Consider the following 19,485-nt stretch of genomic DNA (forward strand, 5'->3'; position numbering starts at 1 on the left):
TAATTTTAAATACTTGTGCATAAAGACTTATGTTTGGAAGTAATACATAACTGGTCATTGTAGGTATAAATATTGGAATTTGAAATCTGTAAACCATGCTTTAATTCTCTTAAAGAATATTTATGACTTACAGTTGCTAATAAACGTTTCATTTCGATTTCACTTTCCTTTTCTGTTAAAGTGTGATCTAGCTTTATCATTAATGGCACTAATAGAAAGCAGAGTAGTGATATGATACTCAAGGAAATTAACCCATCCAATAACAGACTCCCTTTAACATTAAGCTTTTTCAAAACGAATTCGCCCCTTTTCGATATGAAATATAATTCTGTAAACATTTGAATTGATGTTAATGTATAGAGAGCCAAATTGATTGATATGGCCCTTTTTATCGAAGTTAATGTAGTTCAAATTGCTTCTGTTATCAATGAACCCTTTACTCAAAAAGATATAATCTTCCTTCTTATTTCCTTCTTCCTTTACTTTTATTCGATTAGCCCCTTTATGAAAATAAAGAACTATAGAATGCTTCTTTTTAATTGCTAAAGATTTATAAAGATTAAAGTGAGTGATTAACTGAGCTATATTTTTGTGATCGGACTTATTAAACTGATAATTAATTTTAGATGAAGGTGCTTGAATATAAAGTAGTATGCTAATGATTAACATAACAAATAGTGTCTCTATATAAGTAAAGCCTTTACAATTGCTATTCAGCACGAGCTTCTCCACTCTGAAGAACTATATTTTGCCCATTTTTACAGTGCTTTTGTTGTTCTTTGATATAGCCCTCTTTAACTAAATCATCTATCGAATTAGGTTTACGGTCATTCTTTAGAGTATATGCTTCTACTTGACTATTTATCATTTTAATTTGAGCATTACACCCGGTAGATTGAATATGCTCTGACTGTTTTGAGATATTGGGGATAATTAATATTAATAGTAAGCTTATTATAAGAAGTACTAGTAACATTTCTATTAAAGTGAATGCTTTTTTTAAATTTTTAACTTTAAATTTATTCATGAAGGTTCCTTTCTATTTGATTGACTGCATTAGTTCAAACATAGGTAGCATAATAACAAGATATAAAGAAACTATTAAGAGAGCGAGTAAGGTAAAAATTGTAGGTTGGATAAAGCGTAAATGCTTTAATATAAGGCGTTCGATTTTAGAAATGAGTATAGAACTATATAATTTAAGTTCTACTTCAAGTTTTCCCTTTTTTTGACCTTGAGCTATAAACGTTATTAATTCGCTTTCAAAACAACCAAGTTCAGCTAAAATGCCTTCAAGTGCCACTCCTTTTTCAGTCTTCGTAGCTATATAGTAGCCTAAATAGTGCAAATAAGTATCTTCTTGCTGTTGAGTATAGATGTTTACTATGTGATTCAAATTAACACCATTCCTATAAAAAAGTGAGAATTCATTAGCCAAACGATATGTTTTAAATAATTTGTAATAACTGTTGTATATAGGTATTTGGAGGGAGAATTTAATACGTTGGGCTATCGTCATTCTTGAAAAGATAACTTTTACTATTAAAAACATAAGCAATAGAAATATAGAGGACAGTAATATACAAGGAGGTAAAAGTTTAATAAAGTTTGTCAAAAATGTTTGAAATGGAGAAAGTGGAACATCCATCGTAGCATATAAATGTTGGAACTCAGGTATAACCGTTTGATTCAATGTTACAAGCATAACAATGAATACTGATAGTAATACAATTGGATATTGCAAAGTTTTAAGTAACTGTTGTTTAGCTTTATGATTCTGCTCCATAAATTCTATAGCAGAATTTAAACAGCTGAGTAATTCACCAAATTTCTCTGAAAAGTAAACTTGAGTAATAATAGTTTTAGGATATTTAAGCAACGATAGAACTGTAGTACAAGATTCTCCTTCTTCTAGCTTGTCTAAAATTTTATGATGTAACGATTGTTCTTTTAATGTGAGATATTGAAATAGAAACTGAAATGCTTCAGTTAAAGTAAATCCATGTGCTAATAGATCAGCTAAACGTTTAAGTAATTCAATTTGGTTTAGCGTATTAAGAGGCTTCTTGCTGAGTAATTTAGAGATATCTATCGATAGTTTCTTCACATATTACCCCCTCTTTAGACATTTTTGATAGAATACATGACAAATTATTAAATTCGAAAGGAAGCGTTTCTTTGTTCGCAAAGAAATAGTTAATATCAGCTTTCGACATCATCTCGCAAACTAACTCTCGTTGATCTTCACTATTAGGGAGTAAACGTTGATTAGTAATATTTAATACAGATTGTTTGATCTCTTGTTCAGTAATGCCCATTTCTCGTAAACGCAACAGTGTCCCCACACAATCACTTGCATGAATGGTTGATAATACTAAGTGTCCACTTAAACTTGCTTGAATAACATATTTAGCTACATTGTTATCCCTTATCTCTCCTATAAGGATTATATCTGGATCACATCTTAGAATCGCTTTGAATGAGGAGGAATAAGTTATACCAGCTTTTTCGTTAATAGTGATCTGGGTTATCCCTTCAATTCGCTGTTCTATAGGATCCTCTACAGTAATAATGTTAGCATTGAGTTTCTTTTTCGCATGTAATATCATTTGGTACATTAAAGTACTTTTCCCCGAGCCAGTCGGACCACTAAAAAGAATTAACCCTTGCTTCTTATTCATAAGGTTATATAGAACATGAGTTGATTTAGAATCCTTTTGCCCTTTAAAATATTGAGGTATTAGACGTATAACACAACTTTCGATACCTAGGGATAAAGGCAAGGTTGAAATTCTTAGATAAAAGGGTTGCTTCGATTGATAGAGATATCGACCACTTTGAGCCGTAATATGCGTTGAAACATCTAATCCTGCTAAGTATTTCATGTAAGTAAGTAACTTAGAATAAGTATTTCGGTTCACTGTTTCAAAGTTAATTAGATTGTCATTGATTCGAAATTTAATATAAACTACTTCCTCAGCTGGAATAAAATGTACATCTGAAGCCTCTTTGTTAATCGCTCGGCTTATAATTTCCTTAAATAAAAGCTTCAAAAAAACACCTCCTATTTATATACACGTAGGAGGTGTTAATATTACTCTTATTCAATGGGGGATTATTAGTAGGGAGCGGGACAGAAATCTAATTTTAAAAAAAGATTTCGTAGTCCCGCCCCGGCAAGGATGACTAGAATTGAAAAAAGCTTGATACAAGCGCATTTTTAAATCAGTCATCTACTGCCGAGATGTTGAAGGGAGCGGGACAGAAATCTAATTTTAAAAAAAGATTTCGTAGTCCCGCCCCGGCAAGGATGACTAGAATTGAAAAAGCTTGATACAAGCGCATTTTCAAATCAGTCATCTACTGCCAAGATGCTGAAAGGGTCTGGGACATTATATAATATCCCAGACCCTTTCTCTCTAGTTAAAGACCATTATGTCCCAGCCTCTTTCTCTCTAGTCAAAGACCTTTTTATCCCAGCCTTAATTATTAGTAACCTAAAAGATAAGGATTATCGATCTCTTTTTCTATAGTTGTAGACGGCCCATGACCCGGATATAGAGGTAAGACTTCATTTAAATCGAAGAGTTTAAATTTAATGCTATCGATAAGAGTTTCAAAATCACCTTGGTAGAGATCTGTTCTCCCAATACCATTGTTAAATAAAGTATCACCGACAATAGCAAAGTCTTTAAAAATATAAGTTAAACTACCAGGAGAATGCCCAGGTGTATGCAGCACCTTTATATTAAAATCCGCTATGGTAAGATCCCCCTCCGCAAGAGGAGTAGGATCGGCATAACTTCTTATTTCAGGTAGCCCATATTGTTTAAATTTAGCAGCCCCGTTCTTTTCTGGGTCTGTGAGAAAGTCAAATTCTTTCTCACTTAAGTAAACTGGAACATCATGCTTTGCAAGCACATCATCTAAAGCGCCAATGTGATCAAAGTGAGCGTGCGTAAGTAATATTGCTACTAGTTTTGAATCACTTGATTCAATTTTGTTTAGAATCTTTTAACTTTCACTAGAAGGGTCTACTAATATCATACTATTATTCTCTTCGATAAAATAAGTATTAGTACTTGCAATACCTAATGTTAAGTGAGAAATATACATTAACTTTCACCATCTTTATTTAAATGTTTGTGAACAGAGTCTAATTTATCATTCATTTTACGCGATTTATCTCGACGATCATCGATACGGATATTCGTACAGACTCTGTTTAAGCCTTTATCAAACGGTAACTCATGAATTGCTTGTACTACTTCAAATAGCTCATTTAAATCGCCTTCAATTAGTGTATTCATAGGAGTGAGCTGGTAATCAATTTTACCTTTAGCTTTATATTCCTCTAATTTAGTTTGAATCTCAGCTATGTACTTACTCACACTAGGTCCCTCTGTACCTACTGGAATAACTACCACATCAACTATAGCCATTACTTTAGTCCTCCTCTTTCAATTACATAAGTGTATATTAATCCAGCTGCGCCAGTTATACCTGCATCGTTACCGAGTTGAGCTTGAACTATTTTAGTGTCATGTTGCGCTGGGGTGAAAGTTAAATTGTAATATTCGGTTTTAATATTTTCAATTAAAATATCTCCTGCTGTAGACATACCACCGCCTAAGACAATATATTCCGGATTGCTCGTGACACTAATAATACTACACACGTAGGCGATATAATTAGCTACTTTTTCTGTGATAAATATACAGAACTGATCTCCTGCTTTAGCAGCATCAAACACATCTTTAGCAGTTACTTTATGGGCTTTTATTTTTTCTAGAATTGAAGACTTAAATGTCAGTTTGGGATAGTAAAAATAAACTAAATTGAGTACCCCTGTGGCTGAAGCAACTGTTTCTACACAACCTGATTTACCACAATTACAATCAAACCTTTGATCTTGATCAATACGGAAGTGACCTATCTCTGCACCAGAACCTTGGTGACCGTGAACTATTTCACCATTTGAAATAATACCACCACCAAGACCTGTACCAAGCGTTATAGCTACAACGTCCTCAGATTCATTTCCAGCTCCCTTATGTTTTTCGCCTAGTGCTGCTACGTTAGCATCGTTATCAACATAGATTGGACAATCAATAAAGTTTTGGAAAGTGCGACGAACATCGACTTGACCTGTCCAGTATAAATTGACGGCACCATTGACTACACCCGATTTAAAATCAACAGGTCCGGGTACACCAATGCCTACGCCAAGCACATCATCAAATGTATAATCTAGATGATCTAATTGTTCTTGAAATGATAAATAAATGTCTTCTAAAAGTTTGTAGCCCGTCGGATCAGTTGTATTAGTTTTAATTGACCATTTATGAAGTTGATCCAAATTAGAATTAAAAATACCGAGTTTACAAGTCGTACCACCGATATCTGCTGCTAATATTATTTCTGACATATTTAATTACTTCCTTTTTTGACTAATGATAACTTTACACTTAAGATACTCATCCTTAGAAATCAACTCATAGTGATAAAGGGAGTTGATTTCTTGTTCAATCATTTCTAATCGATCTAGCGGGTCTTTAAAATAAATAATGCAGCCAAATTGTTTTAAAAGTTGTAAAACGTCATAGAAGTCATTAATTTTATAATTCATGCTAATCATCCAACTCGTCTTTTAGCCGTTGATAAGCTTTATTATTTGGGTCTTCGCTAACTGCTTTTTTTATATACTTTTTAGCTTTCTGTTTATTATCTAAAGCACGACTAGCTACTGCAAGCTCGTAGTTCAGTATACTCGAACGAGGATAGATACGCAAACCACGCTGCCACACTGATATAGCTTCTGTCTTTGACTCTTGGCTTGCCGTGATTAAACCTTTTAAATAGTACGTATAATCATCGTCATAGTGCTTGGAAATAGTGTGTTTAACCATCTTATTAGCACTGGAGTAGTCGCCCTTTTTCATTTCATTCGCAATGATATGATTGTAAATATTCTTTTCTTGTATAGTATAAATTCGAATTTGAGCAATGATAAAAAGTATTAAAGCTATAATTAAAGTGATCCAAAAAGCATTGCGATTTGAACGATAATAATAACCAATTAAAGTTATGAGCACGCCTCCTATGAGGCCACCAATATGCGCGATAATATTAATATTAGGAATAAAGATCGATATACCTATAAGTATGACTAGAACAATGAGTAGCTGTCCTACCATTTTACGATTAAACGTTTTAGCAATAAACATAAAAGTAAAGATTGCACCAATTAATCCGAAGATGGCACCGCTCGCTCCCGCAGAAACAGTTTGAGTATTAAATGAAAGAGAGGCGAAATTTCCAAAAATCCCTGAAAATAAATAGATGGCGAGCATTCGCCAGTGCCCCACTATAGATTCAACAATCTTACCAAATATAAATAGGCTTATCATATTCATAAATAGATGCTCTAAATTAAAGTGTAAAAACATCGAAGTAATAAGTCTATACCATTCTCCATGAACAAAATTAAAGTGCACTAATCCGCCTACGTCTAACAGTTTGATATCTGAAAAACGGTTGATTACTAAGAACATGATTAGCCATATTAAAATGTTCAGTGCAATAAGACTATAGGTTATTGGAGCGAAACGAATCATATGTTTTTCTATCGGATTATCATTCAAGACTAACCTTTTATAATGAGATTTGGTCTTCTTGCCCTCAAGTTTACTACTCCATTTATAGAATATATTCGAATGTTGGTTGTGAAAATATTGTGAAGAATTTATTATTCTATAGTCATATTTAGCATAGTTAGTTTCAGTAGAGAGGTTCTCGGTCAAAGAGACATCTGTAAAAATATATATATTAAAGGCTTTGGGTTTAAAATCTAAGTGTTGTGAAATATCATTATAATGTTCTTCAACTCGCGCTTTAAGAAAACGAATGTCTTGTGAAGATTGTGCACCATAATGAAAAATACTTATTTTGGAAGATTGTTTATGAGCTAACCAGACTTCTGAATAGGAGTCTTTTGTATGTACTAGATAATAATTTCTATATTTAATCCAAAAATAAATTTCTTTCCAATACTCTTTTTCTGATATCATAGTAGCCTCCGATTAGGTTGATGCAATAATCATACTATCGACTGGTTGATCATGTGTTTCATGATTAAAACTTTTAAGTTGAAAGTCATATACTAAACTTATTGTTTTAGGTTTATATTGACTGATAAATCGATCGAAAAAGCCACCGCCATATCCGATACGATAACCTTCTTTATTAAAAGCAACGCCCGGCACAATCAATAGGTCGAGTTCGTTACATATTAGGGTATCTTCAATGACACATGGGATACCTTTTTCATCAGTACCTAAGCCATCTAGGTTAGGTAATAATTTAAAATCCATCTTCTTAGTTTCATAATTTGTCTCTGGTACAAAGACCCTTTTGGAAGAATTAAGCATTTGTTGAATGATAGGTTTGGTATCTATTTCGTGAGGCATAGAAAGTACTATGCCGATGTTTCTAGCATCATGATATAGATTACTATTAAACAGTCTATTAGCTAAAATTTGATCAGTAGATAATTTTGTTTCATAATCAAGAGACTTCATCTGATCTAATGTTAATTGTCTAATTTGCATCTTATCCACTGATATCACCCACTCATTTAAGACTATTCCTATTATAACGCCTTATCTCTAAGCTGTCATTCAGGGGCAGCTCTGAAATAAAAAAGAGAGGTGGAGACAAAACGTTTCTATGCTCTGGGATACCGATTAACGGTGTCCCAAAAGCAGGATTGTCGCCAGAAACGCTCACGATTCGACAAAATTTGAAAAACAAATTTGGTCATCGTTCGGTTCTGCTCAAATCCTAAACGCTATTGCCCCGACCTCTCTATAATATTGAAAATATTATTTAGTTTCACGATGTAAAGTGTGTTTATTCTCGCGTGAACAGAATTTTTTCATTTCAATACGCTCTGGATTATTACGCTTGTTTTTAGATGAAATGTAGTTTCTGTCACCACATTCAGTGCAAGCAAGAGTTACTTCTACGCGCATGTTTAATCCTCCTTATATCTTCATAATACGACTTATTTATGATACCACTTCATAAGTAAATTGAAAAGTAGTAAATAAATGATAATTTGATGTTCCCTTTTTATTTTACGATTCAAAAATATTAAAGGAGAGATATCAACACTTAGTCTTCTTTATGATTTTTAAAGTAATAATTTATAACGTCCCGTCCTAAGTCACCGCCATTCAACCATGGTTCTGGTACAGGTTGGTTGGTGTAAACTATCGAGAATGCCAACTTAGGATTATCAGCTGGTGCGTAACCAATATAAGTTGAATTAACGCGTGGATGTCCATCTTGGAAAACTTCTGCTGTACCTGTTTTCCCAGCTGAAGGTACCTCGGTATTATGGAAACTTTGGTAACCTGTTCCTTGTATTTTATTAAATGCCATTTTGAAACCTTGTTGAACTTCGTTTAGTTGATCAGGGGTGTTATTAACCTTATTTAACACGTTACCTTTTATTTTATGTTTAACTGGTCCTAACTCATCTTTATTCGTAGCATCCCTAACTTCAAGACCTATATGAGGTTGAATACGATAGCCATTATTAGCGATGGTAGAGACATACTGAAGGAGTTGCATCGGTGTGTAAGTATCATATTGACCAATTGCTAAGTCTAAATAATTACCTGCATTTGTATCTAATTTCTCTATTTGTCCACTAGTTTCATTAGGTAGATCGATGCCCGTTTTAACACCTAATCCCACTTGATTTAAACCTTTTCGCAGCTTATTCCCTGCATCAGAAATATTGTGTGGTAGAGGCATATTTTCATAATATGCGTCTTTAGCTATTTTAAGTGCCGTTTTAAACATATAAACGTTTGAGGAATACATTAATGCTTCTCGATCATCGATTTCTTTACGACCATGTTGGTTGAAGTAAGAGTGTTTTGTTAATCCACCACCAAACTTAAGTGGTTCATCAATCATGTGCTCTCCAACTTTTATAGCATTATTTTGATAACCGGCTAGTAAAGTTCCACCTTTAACAGAAGAGCCCACAGCATATTGACTAGTAAAGCTACCGATATCGTAGTCGGTTAAACTACCGTCTTTATCAATTTGTTTACCAGCCATAGCAAGAATATCACCATTTTTAGGATCTTGAACTACTATGATGGCTTTATCCATATTCTTAGCGCCTTCACTTCTTAGCTTCTTAATTTCCTTTTCTAAGTATTCTTCTGTCTTCTGCTGTAGATCTATATCAATGCTTAGAACAAGGTCGTCACCTCTAGAGCCTGGGTTAACTACTTTTGAGTTTTTTACTTCTCCTGACTTATCAGTCGTATATTTCATCTCTTTTTTCTTACCTTTAAGCACATTTTCGTACTGATATTCAAGATAAGATTTACCCACTCTATCATTTCGTGAATAACCTTTTGAAAGATATTTATCTGTCAATTCTTTAGGCAATCCTTCTTCAGGTGTCGATACATCGCCGAAGACGCCTCTTAACGTTTTACCATAAGGATATTTACGGTCCCAATCCATCGTCGTATTCACGCCGGGAAGTTCAGATAACTTTTGAGAAACAGCCGCATATTCTTTGTCGGTAACACCCTCATTTTTAATCATCTGAGGATTTAAGGTAGCTCCGGCCATCATTTCTCTATAAATAGCAAGAACTTGTAAATCATCTTTGCTTAACTGTTTGAATTGATTCTTACCAACTTTATCTCTTTGAGCATCGTCAAACTGCTCCTGAGAAATACTACCGTCATTTAATAGTTTTTCTTCATGCTTCATCATCTGTTGAGACTTGTAAGGATGAAGCTGAATCCAGAAATCTTGTTTATCTCTTTTAGTTATTTTATCAGTTTTCATATGTATTAAATGAGATAACTTTTTCGCTGTTTGTAAAATTTCTTTTTGTGAAGTCTTCTTACCACGCGTGTAGGTAATAGCCTTTTTTGAAGCATTATCTACTAACACATTGCCATTTCTATCGAGAATTCGACCTCTAGGAACAGACTCATTAACAGTTATGTTTTCACTATTTTTTATTTGTTGTTTGTAATGAGAACCTTGGGCTATTTGTAAATAACCTAGTCGTAAAACGATGATTGCAAAAATAAAAACAATTATACCAAAAATAAACCTTATTCTTTTATTCATGGTATTTCTAATTTTTTCATCATTAGATTTTTCTTTTAACCTTTTTAACAAGTCAACCTACCTCTATTCAAAAGTTCTCTTTTAAAAGCATAAATGATATTGCTAGATTTTTCTATCATTTTAATCAAATAAATGAAGAAGAATTTAATTCGGTTAAATGATTAAGTATTATAAGTTTTCAAAACCCGTGACATACGTGAGTCACAGTATAATTAACCAGAGCTTGATCAGTTAATAATGACTAGGATGATTTATTAATTGAAATAGTCAACTTACACTTATTTAAGTGCTTTTAAAAAATAATAGATTTTAAATAAAAGAAAAGGCACCAAGGGCATTATTTTTGCCGCCTTAGTACCTTTCTACTTAATTTAATTAATTATTAAGTTAGTTGAACGGATGTCACTTAAATATATAGACTTATTTAGCTGCATTATATAATTCGTCAACTTTGCTCCAATTTACAACGTTCCAGAATTGTTTGATATATTCTGGACGTGCGTTTTGATATTTAAGGTAGTAAGCATGTTCCCAAACATCTAAACCTAAGATAGGTGTCTTGCCTTCTGTAATTGGGTTATCTTGGTTAGGTGTTGAAGTTATTTCAAGCTTACCATTATTAACTACTAACCATGCCCAGCCAGAACCAAAACGTCCAGCAGCTGTGTTAGCGAATTCTTCTTTAAATGAGTCTAATGAGCCCCATTGTTTTTTAATTTCGTCGATAACTGTACCTTTTTCTTCTGAGTTAGGTGTTAACATTTCCCAGAATAATGAATGGTTAAGGTGACCACCACCATTGTTGCGAACAGCTGTTTGAATGTCACTAGGTACAGAATCTAAATTAGCAACGATTTCTTCGATAGATTTAGATTCTAAATCTGTACCTTCAATAGCAGAATTTAATTTAGTTACATAAGTGTTATGATGTTTGTCATGGTGAATAGTCATTGTTTCTTTATCGATATATGGTTCTAGCGCATCGTAATCGTAAGGTAATTTTGGTAATTCAAAAGCCATAAATAATCATCCTCCTAAGTACTGTGTTAAGCTATAGAATAACAATGTTAAATGATGACAACAAAGATTTTGCTTGATCTACTCTGTGAAATCACTACCTATTGTTATCTTTTACGTTTATATTATATCTCATATAACGATTAATTAAACATTTTTACGCTCAATATGAGTAGTTTTATCAGATTTCATACTAATGGCCTATGTCGTAAAATCAAAAATTACAAAGGAGCAGGACAGAAAGCTAATTTGAATAAAAGATTTCGTAGTCCCGCCCCGGCAAGGATGACTAGAATTGAAAAAAGCTCGATACAAGCGCATTTTCAAATCAGTCATCTACTGCCAAGATGCTGAAAGAGACTGAGACATTACATTATGTCCCAGCCTCTTTCTCTCTAGTCAAAGACCATTATGTCCCGCTCCCGTAATTTTGATTAATTTGAAAATGATAGCGTTACTGGCAAGTTTCACAAACACCATAAACTTCTAATTTATGAGTATTGATGCTAACACCGGGTAACGAAGATTTAATGTAGTCGATTGGACAGTAATCTATCACTTTAGTGTCTCCACAAACTTCACAAATAAAATGGTGATGATGATGATTTGTGCAAGCTATTCTGAATTTCATTTCCCCATCTAATTCTGTGCTTTCAATTATGCCTAAAGTTTTAAACAAATGTAAATTACGATAGATCGTATCAAAAGAAATACCTGGATAGTTCTGCTCTAAACAATGTTGCACGTGTTTAGCATTGATGTATTTATCCTCTTTTACGAATAGAGCTATCATATCTCTACGTTTATTCGTATACTTGTGACCGTTATCTTTCAATATTTTAATAGCTTTATCTGTTTTCATAACTTATAGCTCCTTTAGCTTTTCTCGATCTCAATTTTTGAGCAATCATCGTTATCGCTAGTAATAAAACGAGTAACAGTACAATAACACCGCCAGGAGAGATATTCATATAAAAAGATATCACTAAACCTGCAACTACCGAAAATTCACCGATAAGAATGCTTAATCCAATAAGTTGTTTAAATGATCGAGTAATACGTAAAGAAATTGCAATTGGAAGGGTAATTAAAGCACTTACCAGTAAGATTCCAACGATACGCATAGAGGCTGAAATGACCATTGCGACAATAACAATAAACAAGAATTGTATCCATTTCGGTATACCTATAACAGTACTATATTCTTCATCAAAAGATAATATAAATAGTTCTTTGTAAAATAATAAAATGAAGAGTAGAACAATTACAGTAATGATCGTAATAGTAATCGTATCACTAAATGTAACAGCACTAATAGAACCAAATAATAGTCCCACAATCTCTTGATTAAAGCCATCAGCTAAAGAGATGAAGATCGCACTTAAAGCAATTCCTGCACTCATGATAATAGGTATTGCGATTTCTTGATAGTTATTATAAGAAGAACGTAATTTCTCTATTAGTAATGCTCCTACTATAGCGTACAAAATACCAAACCACATAGGATTGATAAGAGCAACTGCAGGCATAATTGAAATTAAGTACATCCCGAATGAAATACCACCGAGCGTCACGTGACTAAGTGCATCAGCAATTAATGAAAGTCTACGCACGACGATGAACGCGCCGATCAAGGGTGCAACTAACCCTATTAAAATTCCGCTGATAAGAGAGTATCTAACGAAATCAAAATTCAATATTGCATCGATCATGAGTTACAGCACTCCCTGTCGTGTTGATGGTCTACAAACCTAACCGGATGGCCATAGATTTTAGAGATTTCAACTTCATCTAAAGATTTAAATTCTTCAGTTGAACCATGAAAATGCAAATGTTTGTTTAAACAAGCAACTTCAGTCGCTGTATCCGCTACGACGCCGATGTCATGAGTAACTAAAATAATAGTGACACCTTCGTGTTTTAAAGATTCTAACGTTTGATAGAATTCATTAACGTGTTTAGCGTCGATTCCGTTTGTAGGTTCATCTAATACTAATATGCTCGGTTCGCTTATGAGCGCCCGTGCAATAAGTATCCGCTGTTGTTGCCCCCCGGATAGTTCTGAAATATTTCGATCGATGAGATGCTCAATATTAAGCCTTGCTAGCACTTTTGAGACAGCTTTCTTATCACTACTACTAAACCACCGCATTAAGCGTCTTTGTTTGGTAAGCCCGCTCAGAACTACTTCTTTAACACTTGCAGGGAAACCGGCATTGAACGCCCGTGCTTTTTGGGAAACGTAACTTATTTTAGGAGTTTCTTGTTGTTCTTTATAATTCTCGCCATCGATAAATATCTCGCCTCTTTGCAAAGGCAAAAGCCCTAAAATGAGCTTCAATAGTGTTGACTTTCCCGCCCCATTAGGGCCCACTATTGCGAGAAACTCCCCTTTATTAATTTGAATATTAATATCTTCTAAAACATGTTTGTGGTCGTAAAAGTAATCTATATTTCTTAATTCAAAAACTGGTTCAGACATGTTTTCACCTCGTATTATACTATACAGGTAAGTATATTTATTGTAAATAGTAATGTTTTCGACTTAAAAAGAGCCTGGCTACAATAGCACTTAATGGCTTTAAAAAAGTTATAGACGAGAAATGGCAAACAGTATAGTTAACATCGTTAGTCATCTTTATGTAAGGACGAATTCTAAGAGGCGGGACAAAAGCGTTTTGGATTTGAGCAGAACCTGAACATGGGAGCGGGAGAGAAATCTTTTTATTCAAATTAGATTTCTCTCCCGCTCCCGAAGAATTTATTTTAATGATATGTTAGGACGTAACACGACGTAGTACTTATCTCTTATAAAAATGTCATAAGGGCGTTCCCTTTATTATAATTAATAATTTTCTAATATGTTGTAGATCGAGAGCAATTTTCACTTCAAACAATAGTTTTATCGAAGATGAGGTGTTATTGATTCATGATTTTTTCTTTAAGATTTGGATCGAAAGTTTGAGATTTAAGCATATTCATCTCGAATTTGAAAGGCTCTTTTTTATTCTTTTTATCTTCACCAACGAAAGGTGTTTCTAGTATTTTAGGAATATCAGTAAACGTATCGTGATGGACAATATAATTAAGCGCATCGAAGCCGATGTGACCAAATCCAATATTTTCATGTCTATCTTTATGTGCGCCTATTTCATTTTTACTGTCGTTAACGTGAACGACTTTAATACGATCAATACCAACAATCTTGTCAAACTCGTTCAGTACGCCATCAAAATCCTCTTTAACGTTATAACCAGCATCATGCGTGTGACAAGTATCAAAGCATACTGAGAGGCGGTCATTGTGCTCTACTCCATCGATTATACGAGTTAGCTCTTCGAAATTACGGCCTATTTCTGAACCTTTACCTGCCATCGTTTCTAATGCGATTCGAACATCATTATCGTGAGTAAGAACTTCATTAAGTCCCTCGATAATTTTCTTAATTCCAGTATCTGCGCCTGCTCCTACGTGAGAGCCCGGGTGTAACACGATATCCTTAGCTCCTATAGCTTGAGTGCGCTCTATCTCACTTTGTAGAAAATCCACACCGAGTTCAAATACATGTGGCTTTTGTGTATTAGCAATATTTATAATATAAGGCGCATGTACCACAATATTTGATAAGCCAAATTCTTCCATCGCTTTGTGTCCGTTGGCAATATTGAGATCTTCTATAGCTTTACGGCGAGTATTTTGAGGTGCTCCAGTATAAATCATGAAGGTAGTCGCTCCATTTTTATGAGCATCTTCGGCAGAGCCTTGTAACATCTTTTTTCCTTTCATAGACACATGTGAGCCTAATAACATATAATTCACCTATCCTTATTTGTTCTTTCTCTTTAAACGTTTTTGCTTTTTGCTATAGTGTTTTCGTTCCTGACGTTTGAGATTTTCAAGTTCTTTCTTAAATTTCTTTTTATATCCTGGTTTGACTTTCTTTTTGTTATTACGTTGGGCTTTGCTTTTTACTTTTTGAGTTAAATGATCTTCTTTTCTTTGACGCTTTTTACGCTTATCATGCGCTTTAATTTCTTTGAGTTCACCGTTTTTAATATCTACATTAGTAAATTGATATCCCTTTTCCTCAATGAGGCTTATATAATCTTCTTCATCAGGACTGTAAAGTGTAATAGCTATACCTTTATATTGTCCACGCCCTGTTCGACCAACTCGATGGGTAAAGAAGTCAATGTCATGAGGAACATCAAAATTGATAACGTGACTCACCCCTTCGATATCAATGCCTCTAGAAGCTAAGTCGCTAGCTATCACATATTGAAAATCAAGGTTACGAATACGTTTCATTTGCTGTTTACGTTCTCTAGGTGAAAGACCGCCGTGTATCATGCCTGCTTTAATACCTTCATGATTTAATTCATTTAGAAGCTCATTTGCATTTTCCCTACTATTACAGAAGATTATGCAAATGTATGGATTGAGAATATCGATCAATTTAAGGGTTTTCTCTACTTTAGATTCACTGCGGGTAGGTATTAAATAAAAGTCAATATTTTTCTTATTTTGAGTTTGATTATTAATTTTCACATAATCCGGATTTTCTAAGTATTTATTTAAAAATGGCTGAAGCGATTTAGGGATAGTCGCACTAAATACAGCTATATGAGCAGAACGATCTAAACGAGAAGTTAAATGATCTACATCTTCTATTAATCCTAAATCAATCATCAAATCTGCTTCATCTATAATAAGATAAGAGGCTTGGTAAACGTGTAAATCACCGTGTGTTGCTAAATCATTAATACGCGTAGGTGTACCAATAATGAGTTGTGGTTGATGATTTAATCGCTGTTTATCCCTTTCTATGTCCGAACCTCCAATAAATAATCTAGTCGTTACGCCTTCTTTGAAACGAACTAAATGCTGAGCCACATTAAATAATTGCTGAGCGAGTTCCCTTGTAGGTGCTACGATAATTGCCTGTGGTTCCTTGATATTTGGGTCTATATTATGGACTAGAGGTAATAAGAAAGCGTGAGATTTACCAGTACCTGTTTGAGATTGACCGATTAAATTCGTTCGTTTGATTATTTTTGGAATGATTCGATTTTGTATAGGTGTCGGTTTGTCAAAATTTAAATCTTTTACCGCCATAATTAATGATGGATCTAAATTAAAATGTTCAAAAGGATGCTTTGACATTAATATTAACTCCTCTATAAGTATTCGTTATTTAATAAGTACTAGAAATAATAATACGGATCGGTATTGATCTTACAAGGTTCAATAGGGACATTTAAGTCTTCGAACCATCGTTGTAGCAATTGAATTAAACCTTCCTTCATGACGTGTTCGCTATAATGATTGATATCTAGCATGTTTATATGAGCTATTTTAGCATCTAAAGCCTCATGATGTTTAATATCTCCTGTGAGGAAAATGTCTGCACCTGCCTGTTGAGCTAACTCTTCAAAACCTATACCAGCGCCACCTATGATTGCTACGTTTTGAATTTTGTCATTCAAGTTACCAATGAAGCGTACACTTTTCATGTCTAATTGCTTCTTCACATGTTGGACAAACTCTTCAACAGAAAGCGCTTTTTCTAAATGTCCAATTACACCTAAACCGCTATTGCTGTTCTTAGACATTTGCATGATATCATATACCGGCGTTTCATATGGATGGTACTTTTCAATCGCATTTTGAGCTAGAACTTTTTGATCTGAACGAATCATGAATTCAATTTTAGTTTCTTCTACGTATTCTATTTTATCATGGGTCCCTATGGTTGGATTTGCTGCACCGACTGGCTTAAATTGACCTTGCCCCGTGGTTTGAAAGAAGCATGATTCGTAGTTTCCTTCTTGAGCTAAACCTAATTCACTCAGTTTGCTTTTAAAAGTTTCTGAAGAGTCTTCAGGAATGAAGACTTGAACTTTATAATAGTGATGAAGATTAGGGCTTAATATCGATGTATCAAGCAGTTGTATACGATTTGCTAGCATCGCATTCACTCCATTAGGGTGAACATCCAAATTAGTATGTAGCGCTATGAGATTCATATCATGTTTGATCAATTTACGTATAATTGCTCCGTACCCATCGCTTTGATTAATATTTTTAATCCCTTTAAAGATTAAAGGATGGTGGCTAATAATTGTATTCATATCTTTTTCAAGCGCTTCATCTACTACTCCTTCCGTACAATCCAGCGTAGTTAATATACCTGTAATTTCTGAGGTCTCATCCCCGATAAGCAAACCGACATTGTCCCAAGATTCTGCTGAATTAAAAGGGACTTGATAATTAAGCGTATGGATTAATTCTTGTAACTTCATGTGAATAGCACCTCTTTGATTGAATCTATTTCCTTATTTAAAGCTATTAGACGTTCTCTATGCTTTACTTCATCTAATTTAGAGCTAATTTCATTCAGAGTAGAAAGTTCTTTTGTCCATTTAGATCTGAAGGCTTCATTTTTATTACGCATTAATATAGGGCCAAATTTAATTTCATGTGGCGACAGTTGACGTTGTTTATCTAGCACTTCTGCTACAACAATTTCATAAATAAACTTTTTTTCAAAAAATATTAGTTCATCAACGATAGAATAATTCAGATTTTGTAAGGTTTGACGAAGAGCTGCGGTTTGAATATTACTTTGAAGTACGAGACGAGGATTTGACTGCAATGCATGTTTACCCGATTCTAATATTTGGCCTATCAAAGGCCCGCCCATACCGCAAATCGTAATCGTATTTACCTTTTCATCGGAAGCTAGAATAGATAAACCGTCTCCCTTGCGAACGTCTACTAATTCAGATAAACCATATGATTCGACATTTTTAATCGATGCTCGAAAAGGTCCTTCAATAATTTCTCCAGCGATAGCTGTATTTACAATATTGTGTTGTAAGGCATAGATAGGTAAATACGCGTGATCTGAACCTATATCAGCGAGTTTAGGACCTTGGATGTACTGGCTAACGAGTTGCAGTCTTCTATTAATATGTATCATAAGATAACTCCTCAAGTGTAAAAATAAGGGATGAGACTATATCCGAGTAAGAAGGATCAGTAGTCACACCCCATTTTAAATTAATCCATAAAGTCTTTAAGTCGTTTACTACGACTTGGATGTCTTAGCTTTCTTAAAGCTTTGGCTTCTATTTGACGAATCCGTTCTCTCGTTACACCGAACACTTTACCTACTTCTTCTAACGTTCGAGTTCTTCCATCGTCGAGTCCAAAACGTAACCGAAGCACATTTTCTTCTCTATCAGTCAGTGTATCTAACACATCTTCTAATTGCTCTTTTAGTAGTTCATATGCTGCATGGTCTGAAGGACTTTGAGCCTCTTGGTCTTCTATGAAATCACCAAGATGACTATCGTCTTCTTCGCCAATAGGTGTTTCAAGAGATACAGGTTCTTGTGCTATCTTCAAGATTTCTCTAACCTTTTCAGGTGGTAAGTCCATTTCTTCTCCAATTTCTTCTGGAGCTGGATCACGTCCAAGATCTTGAAGTAGTTGTCTTTGCACACGAATAAGTTTATTAATCGTTTCAACCATATGAACTGGGATACGAATTGTACGTGCTTGGTCAGCGATAGCACGAGTGATTGCTTGTCGTATCCACCAGGTAGCATAAGTAGAAAATTTGAATCCTTTATTAAAGTCGAACTTTTCTACAGCTTTAATTAGTCCCATATTACCTTCTTGAATTAAATCTAAGAACAGCATTCCACGGCCTACATAACGCTTCGCAATACTTACAACTAATCTTAAGTTAGCTTCAGCTAAGCGAGATTTAGCGACCTCGTCCCCTTCTTCGATTCGCTTAGCTAATTCGATCTCCTCTTGAGCGCTGAGTAAATCAACGCGACCAATTTCTTTTAAGTACATCCGCACAGGATCGTTAATCTTGACACCTGGAGGCGCACTGAGATCATTAGGGTTAAGTTTCTCATCAGTATCTGAGTTATCTTTTTCATTTATCAGGTTGATATCATTATCGTTGAGTTGGTCGAAGAAATCGTCCATTTGATCGCTATCCATTTCGAAGTTTTGGAGTTTATCAGCGATATCTTCATGGCTTAGATGTCCTTCTTTTTTTCCTTTTTCAATCAACTGTTTTTTTACATCTTCAAGAGTAAGAGATGGATCGATCGTTTGTTTTTTTATTTTCACTTCATTACCAGACATGAAAAGGCCTCCCGATTATAATGTCAACAATGTATTAATAACGAGTACAAATTACACTATATTCATTCACAACTATTCCTGGTGTTAAACATTCAGTAACCCTATTATTATACTAAATATAAG

The 19,485-nt window shown here is 34.3% G+C and carries 21 protein-coding genes and 1 pseudogene; all 22 read right to left on the reverse strand.

From position 1 onward, the window contains the following. Window positions 1-5: 5 nt before the first annotated feature. The 22 genes and pseudogenes from N9R04_RS06775 to rpoD all read right to left on the reverse strand — a co-directional run bounded on the left by N9R04_RS06775 (window position 6) and on the right by rpoD (window position 19,362). Window positions 6-293: a hypothetical protein gene (locus tag N9R04_RS06775; RefSeq protein ID WP_262855950.1), complete on the reverse strand. Its 288-nt coding sequence runs from the start codon at window positions 291-293 to the stop codon at window positions 6-8. Further along, window positions 280-669, reverse strand: a complete 390-nt coding sequence (locus tag N9R04_RS06780) for a competence protein (protein WP_262855952.1) — start codon at window positions 667-669, stop codon at window positions 280-282. The genes N9R04_RS06775 and N9R04_RS06780 overlap by 14 nt, the downstream gene beginning before the upstream one ends. A gap of 40 nt (window positions 670-709) precedes the next feature. Then, the gene (comGC, locus tag N9R04_RS06785; RefSeq protein WP_262855953.1) at window positions 710-1,027 is read right to left on the reverse strand and encodes a competence type IV pilus major pilin ComGC; all 318 of its coding nucleotides are present in this window, start codon (window positions 1,025-1,027) and stop codon (window positions 710-712) included. Window positions 1,028-1,039: 12 nt separating this feature from the next. Next, on the reverse strand, window positions 1,040-2,107 hold the full coding sequence (comGB, locus tag N9R04_RS06790) for a competence type IV pilus assembly protein ComGB (RefSeq protein ID WP_262855954.1): 1,068 nt from the start codon (window positions 2,105-2,107) through the stop codon (window positions 1,040-1,042). Further along, window positions 2,079-3,053 carry a competence type IV pilus ATPase ComGA gene (gene comGA, locus N9R04_RS06795; protein ID WP_262855955.1) on the reverse strand — a complete coding sequence of 325 codons (975 nt, stop codon included), beginning with the start codon at window positions 3,051-3,053 and terminating at the stop codon, window positions 2,079-2,081. Before comGA ends, comGB begins: the two co-directional genes overlap by 29 nt. A gap of 436 nt (window positions 3,054-3,489) precedes the next feature. Then, a pseudogene (locus tag N9R04_RS06800) lies at window positions 3,490-4,116 on the reverse strand (MBL fold metallo-hydrolase). Next, complete coding sequence (locus N9R04_RS06805; protein ID WP_262855956.1) at window positions 4,116-4,442, reverse strand: MTH1187 family thiamine-binding protein; 327 nt, start codon at window positions 4,440-4,442, stop codon at window positions 4,116-4,118. Before N9R04_RS06805 ends, N9R04_RS06800 begins: the two are co-directional and overlap by 1 nt. After that, window positions 4,442-5,428 (reverse strand): ROK family glucokinase, encoded by a 987-nt coding sequence (locus N9R04_RS06810; protein WP_262855957.1) that lies wholly within the window; start codon window positions 5,426-5,428, stop codon window positions 4,442-4,444. Before N9R04_RS06810 ends, N9R04_RS06805 begins: the two co-directional genes overlap by 1 nt. Window positions 5,429-5,434: 6 nt before the next feature. Beyond that, window positions 5,435-5,629 (reverse strand): YqgQ family protein, encoded by a 195-nt coding sequence (locus N9R04_RS06815; protein ID WP_262855958.1) that lies wholly within the window; start codon window positions 5,627-5,629, stop codon window positions 5,435-5,437. A gap of 1 nt (window position 5,630) precedes the next feature. Further along, on the reverse strand, window positions 5,631-7,070 hold the full coding sequence (locus N9R04_RS06820; protein WP_262855959.1) for a rhomboid family protein: 1,440 nt from the start codon (window positions 7,068-7,070) through the stop codon (window positions 5,631-5,633). A 12-nt stretch (window positions 7,071-7,082) separates the two neighbouring features. Next, on the reverse strand, window positions 7,083-7,610 hold the full coding sequence (locus N9R04_RS06825) for a 5-formyltetrahydrofolate cyclo-ligase (protein ID WP_306439838.1): 528 nt from the start codon (window positions 7,608-7,610) through the stop codon (window positions 7,083-7,085). Window positions 7,611-7,883: 273 nt separating this feature from the next. Then, window positions 7,884-8,033: a 50S ribosomal protein L33 gene (rpmG, locus tag N9R04_RS06830; protein WP_262855961.1), complete on the reverse strand. Its 150-nt coding sequence runs from the start codon at window positions 8,031-8,033 to the stop codon at window positions 7,884-7,886. Between the two features lie 142 nt (window positions 8,034-8,175). Then, window positions 8,176-10,227: a peptidoglycan D,D-transpeptidase FtsI family protein gene (locus N9R04_RS06835; protein ID WP_262855962.1), complete on the reverse strand. Its 2,052-nt coding sequence runs from the start codon at window positions 10,225-10,227 to the stop codon at window positions 8,176-8,178. Window positions 10,228-10,596: 369 nt separating this feature from the next. After that, entirely contained in the window at window positions 10,597-11,196 is a 600-nt protein-coding gene (locus tag N9R04_RS06840; RefSeq protein ID WP_262855963.1) for a superoxide dismutase, read from the reverse strand. Window positions 11,197-11,647: 451 nt separating this feature from the next. Next, window positions 11,648-12,055 carry a Fur family transcriptional regulator gene (locus N9R04_RS06845; protein WP_262855964.1) on the reverse strand — a complete coding sequence of 136 codons (408 nt, stop codon included), beginning with the start codon at window positions 12,053-12,055 and terminating at the stop codon, window positions 11,648-11,650. Beyond that, window positions 12,042-12,905, reverse strand: coding sequence for a metal ABC transporter permease (locus N9R04_RS06850; RefSeq protein WP_262855966.1), 864 nt, complete (start codon window positions 12,903-12,905; stop codon window positions 12,042-12,044). Before N9R04_RS06850 ends, N9R04_RS06845 begins: the two co-directional genes overlap by 14 nt. Beyond that, complete coding sequence (locus N9R04_RS06855) at window positions 12,902-13,690, reverse strand: metal ABC transporter ATP-binding protein (RefSeq protein ID WP_262856031.1); 789 nt, start codon at window positions 13,688-13,690, stop codon at window positions 12,902-12,904. Before N9R04_RS06855 ends, N9R04_RS06850 begins: the two co-directional genes overlap by 4 nt. A 422-nt stretch (window positions 13,691-14,112) precedes the next feature. Further along, window positions 14,113-15,003, reverse strand: a complete 891-nt coding sequence (locus N9R04_RS06860; RefSeq protein WP_262856032.1) for a deoxyribonuclease IV — start codon at window positions 15,001-15,003, stop codon at window positions 14,113-14,115. Window positions 15,004-15,018: 15 nt separating this feature from the next. Next, on the reverse strand, window positions 15,019-16,356 hold the full coding sequence (locus N9R04_RS06865; RefSeq protein WP_262855967.1) for a DEAD/DEAH box helicase: 1,338 nt from the start codon (window positions 16,354-16,356) through the stop codon (window positions 15,019-15,021). A 41-nt stretch (window positions 16,357-16,397) separates the two neighbouring features. After that, window positions 16,398-17,495 (reverse strand): Nif3-like dinuclear metal center hexameric protein, encoded by a 1,098-nt coding sequence (locus tag N9R04_RS06870; RefSeq protein WP_262855968.1) that lies wholly within the window; start codon window positions 17,493-17,495, stop codon window positions 16,398-16,400. Beyond that, a complete protein-coding gene (locus N9R04_RS06875) occupies window positions 17,492-18,175 on the reverse strand; it encodes a tRNA (adenine(22)-N(1))-methyltransferase (RefSeq protein ID WP_262855969.1) in 684 nt (227 codons plus the stop codon). Before N9R04_RS06875 ends, N9R04_RS06870 begins: the two co-directional genes overlap by 4 nt. A gap of 80 nt (window positions 18,176-18,255) precedes the next feature. Then, on the reverse strand, window positions 18,256-19,362 hold the full coding sequence (gene rpoD, locus N9R04_RS06880) for an RNA polymerase sigma factor RpoD (protein ID WP_262855970.1): 1,107 nt from the start codon (window positions 19,360-19,362) through the stop codon (window positions 18,256-18,258). Window positions 19,363-19,485: the final 123 nt, after the last annotated feature.

Source organism: Staphylococcus marylandisciuri, assembly GCF_025519785.1.
Taxonomy (GTDB): Bacteria; Bacillota; Bacilli; order Staphylococcales; family Staphylococcaceae; genus Staphylococcus; species Staphylococcus marylandisciuri.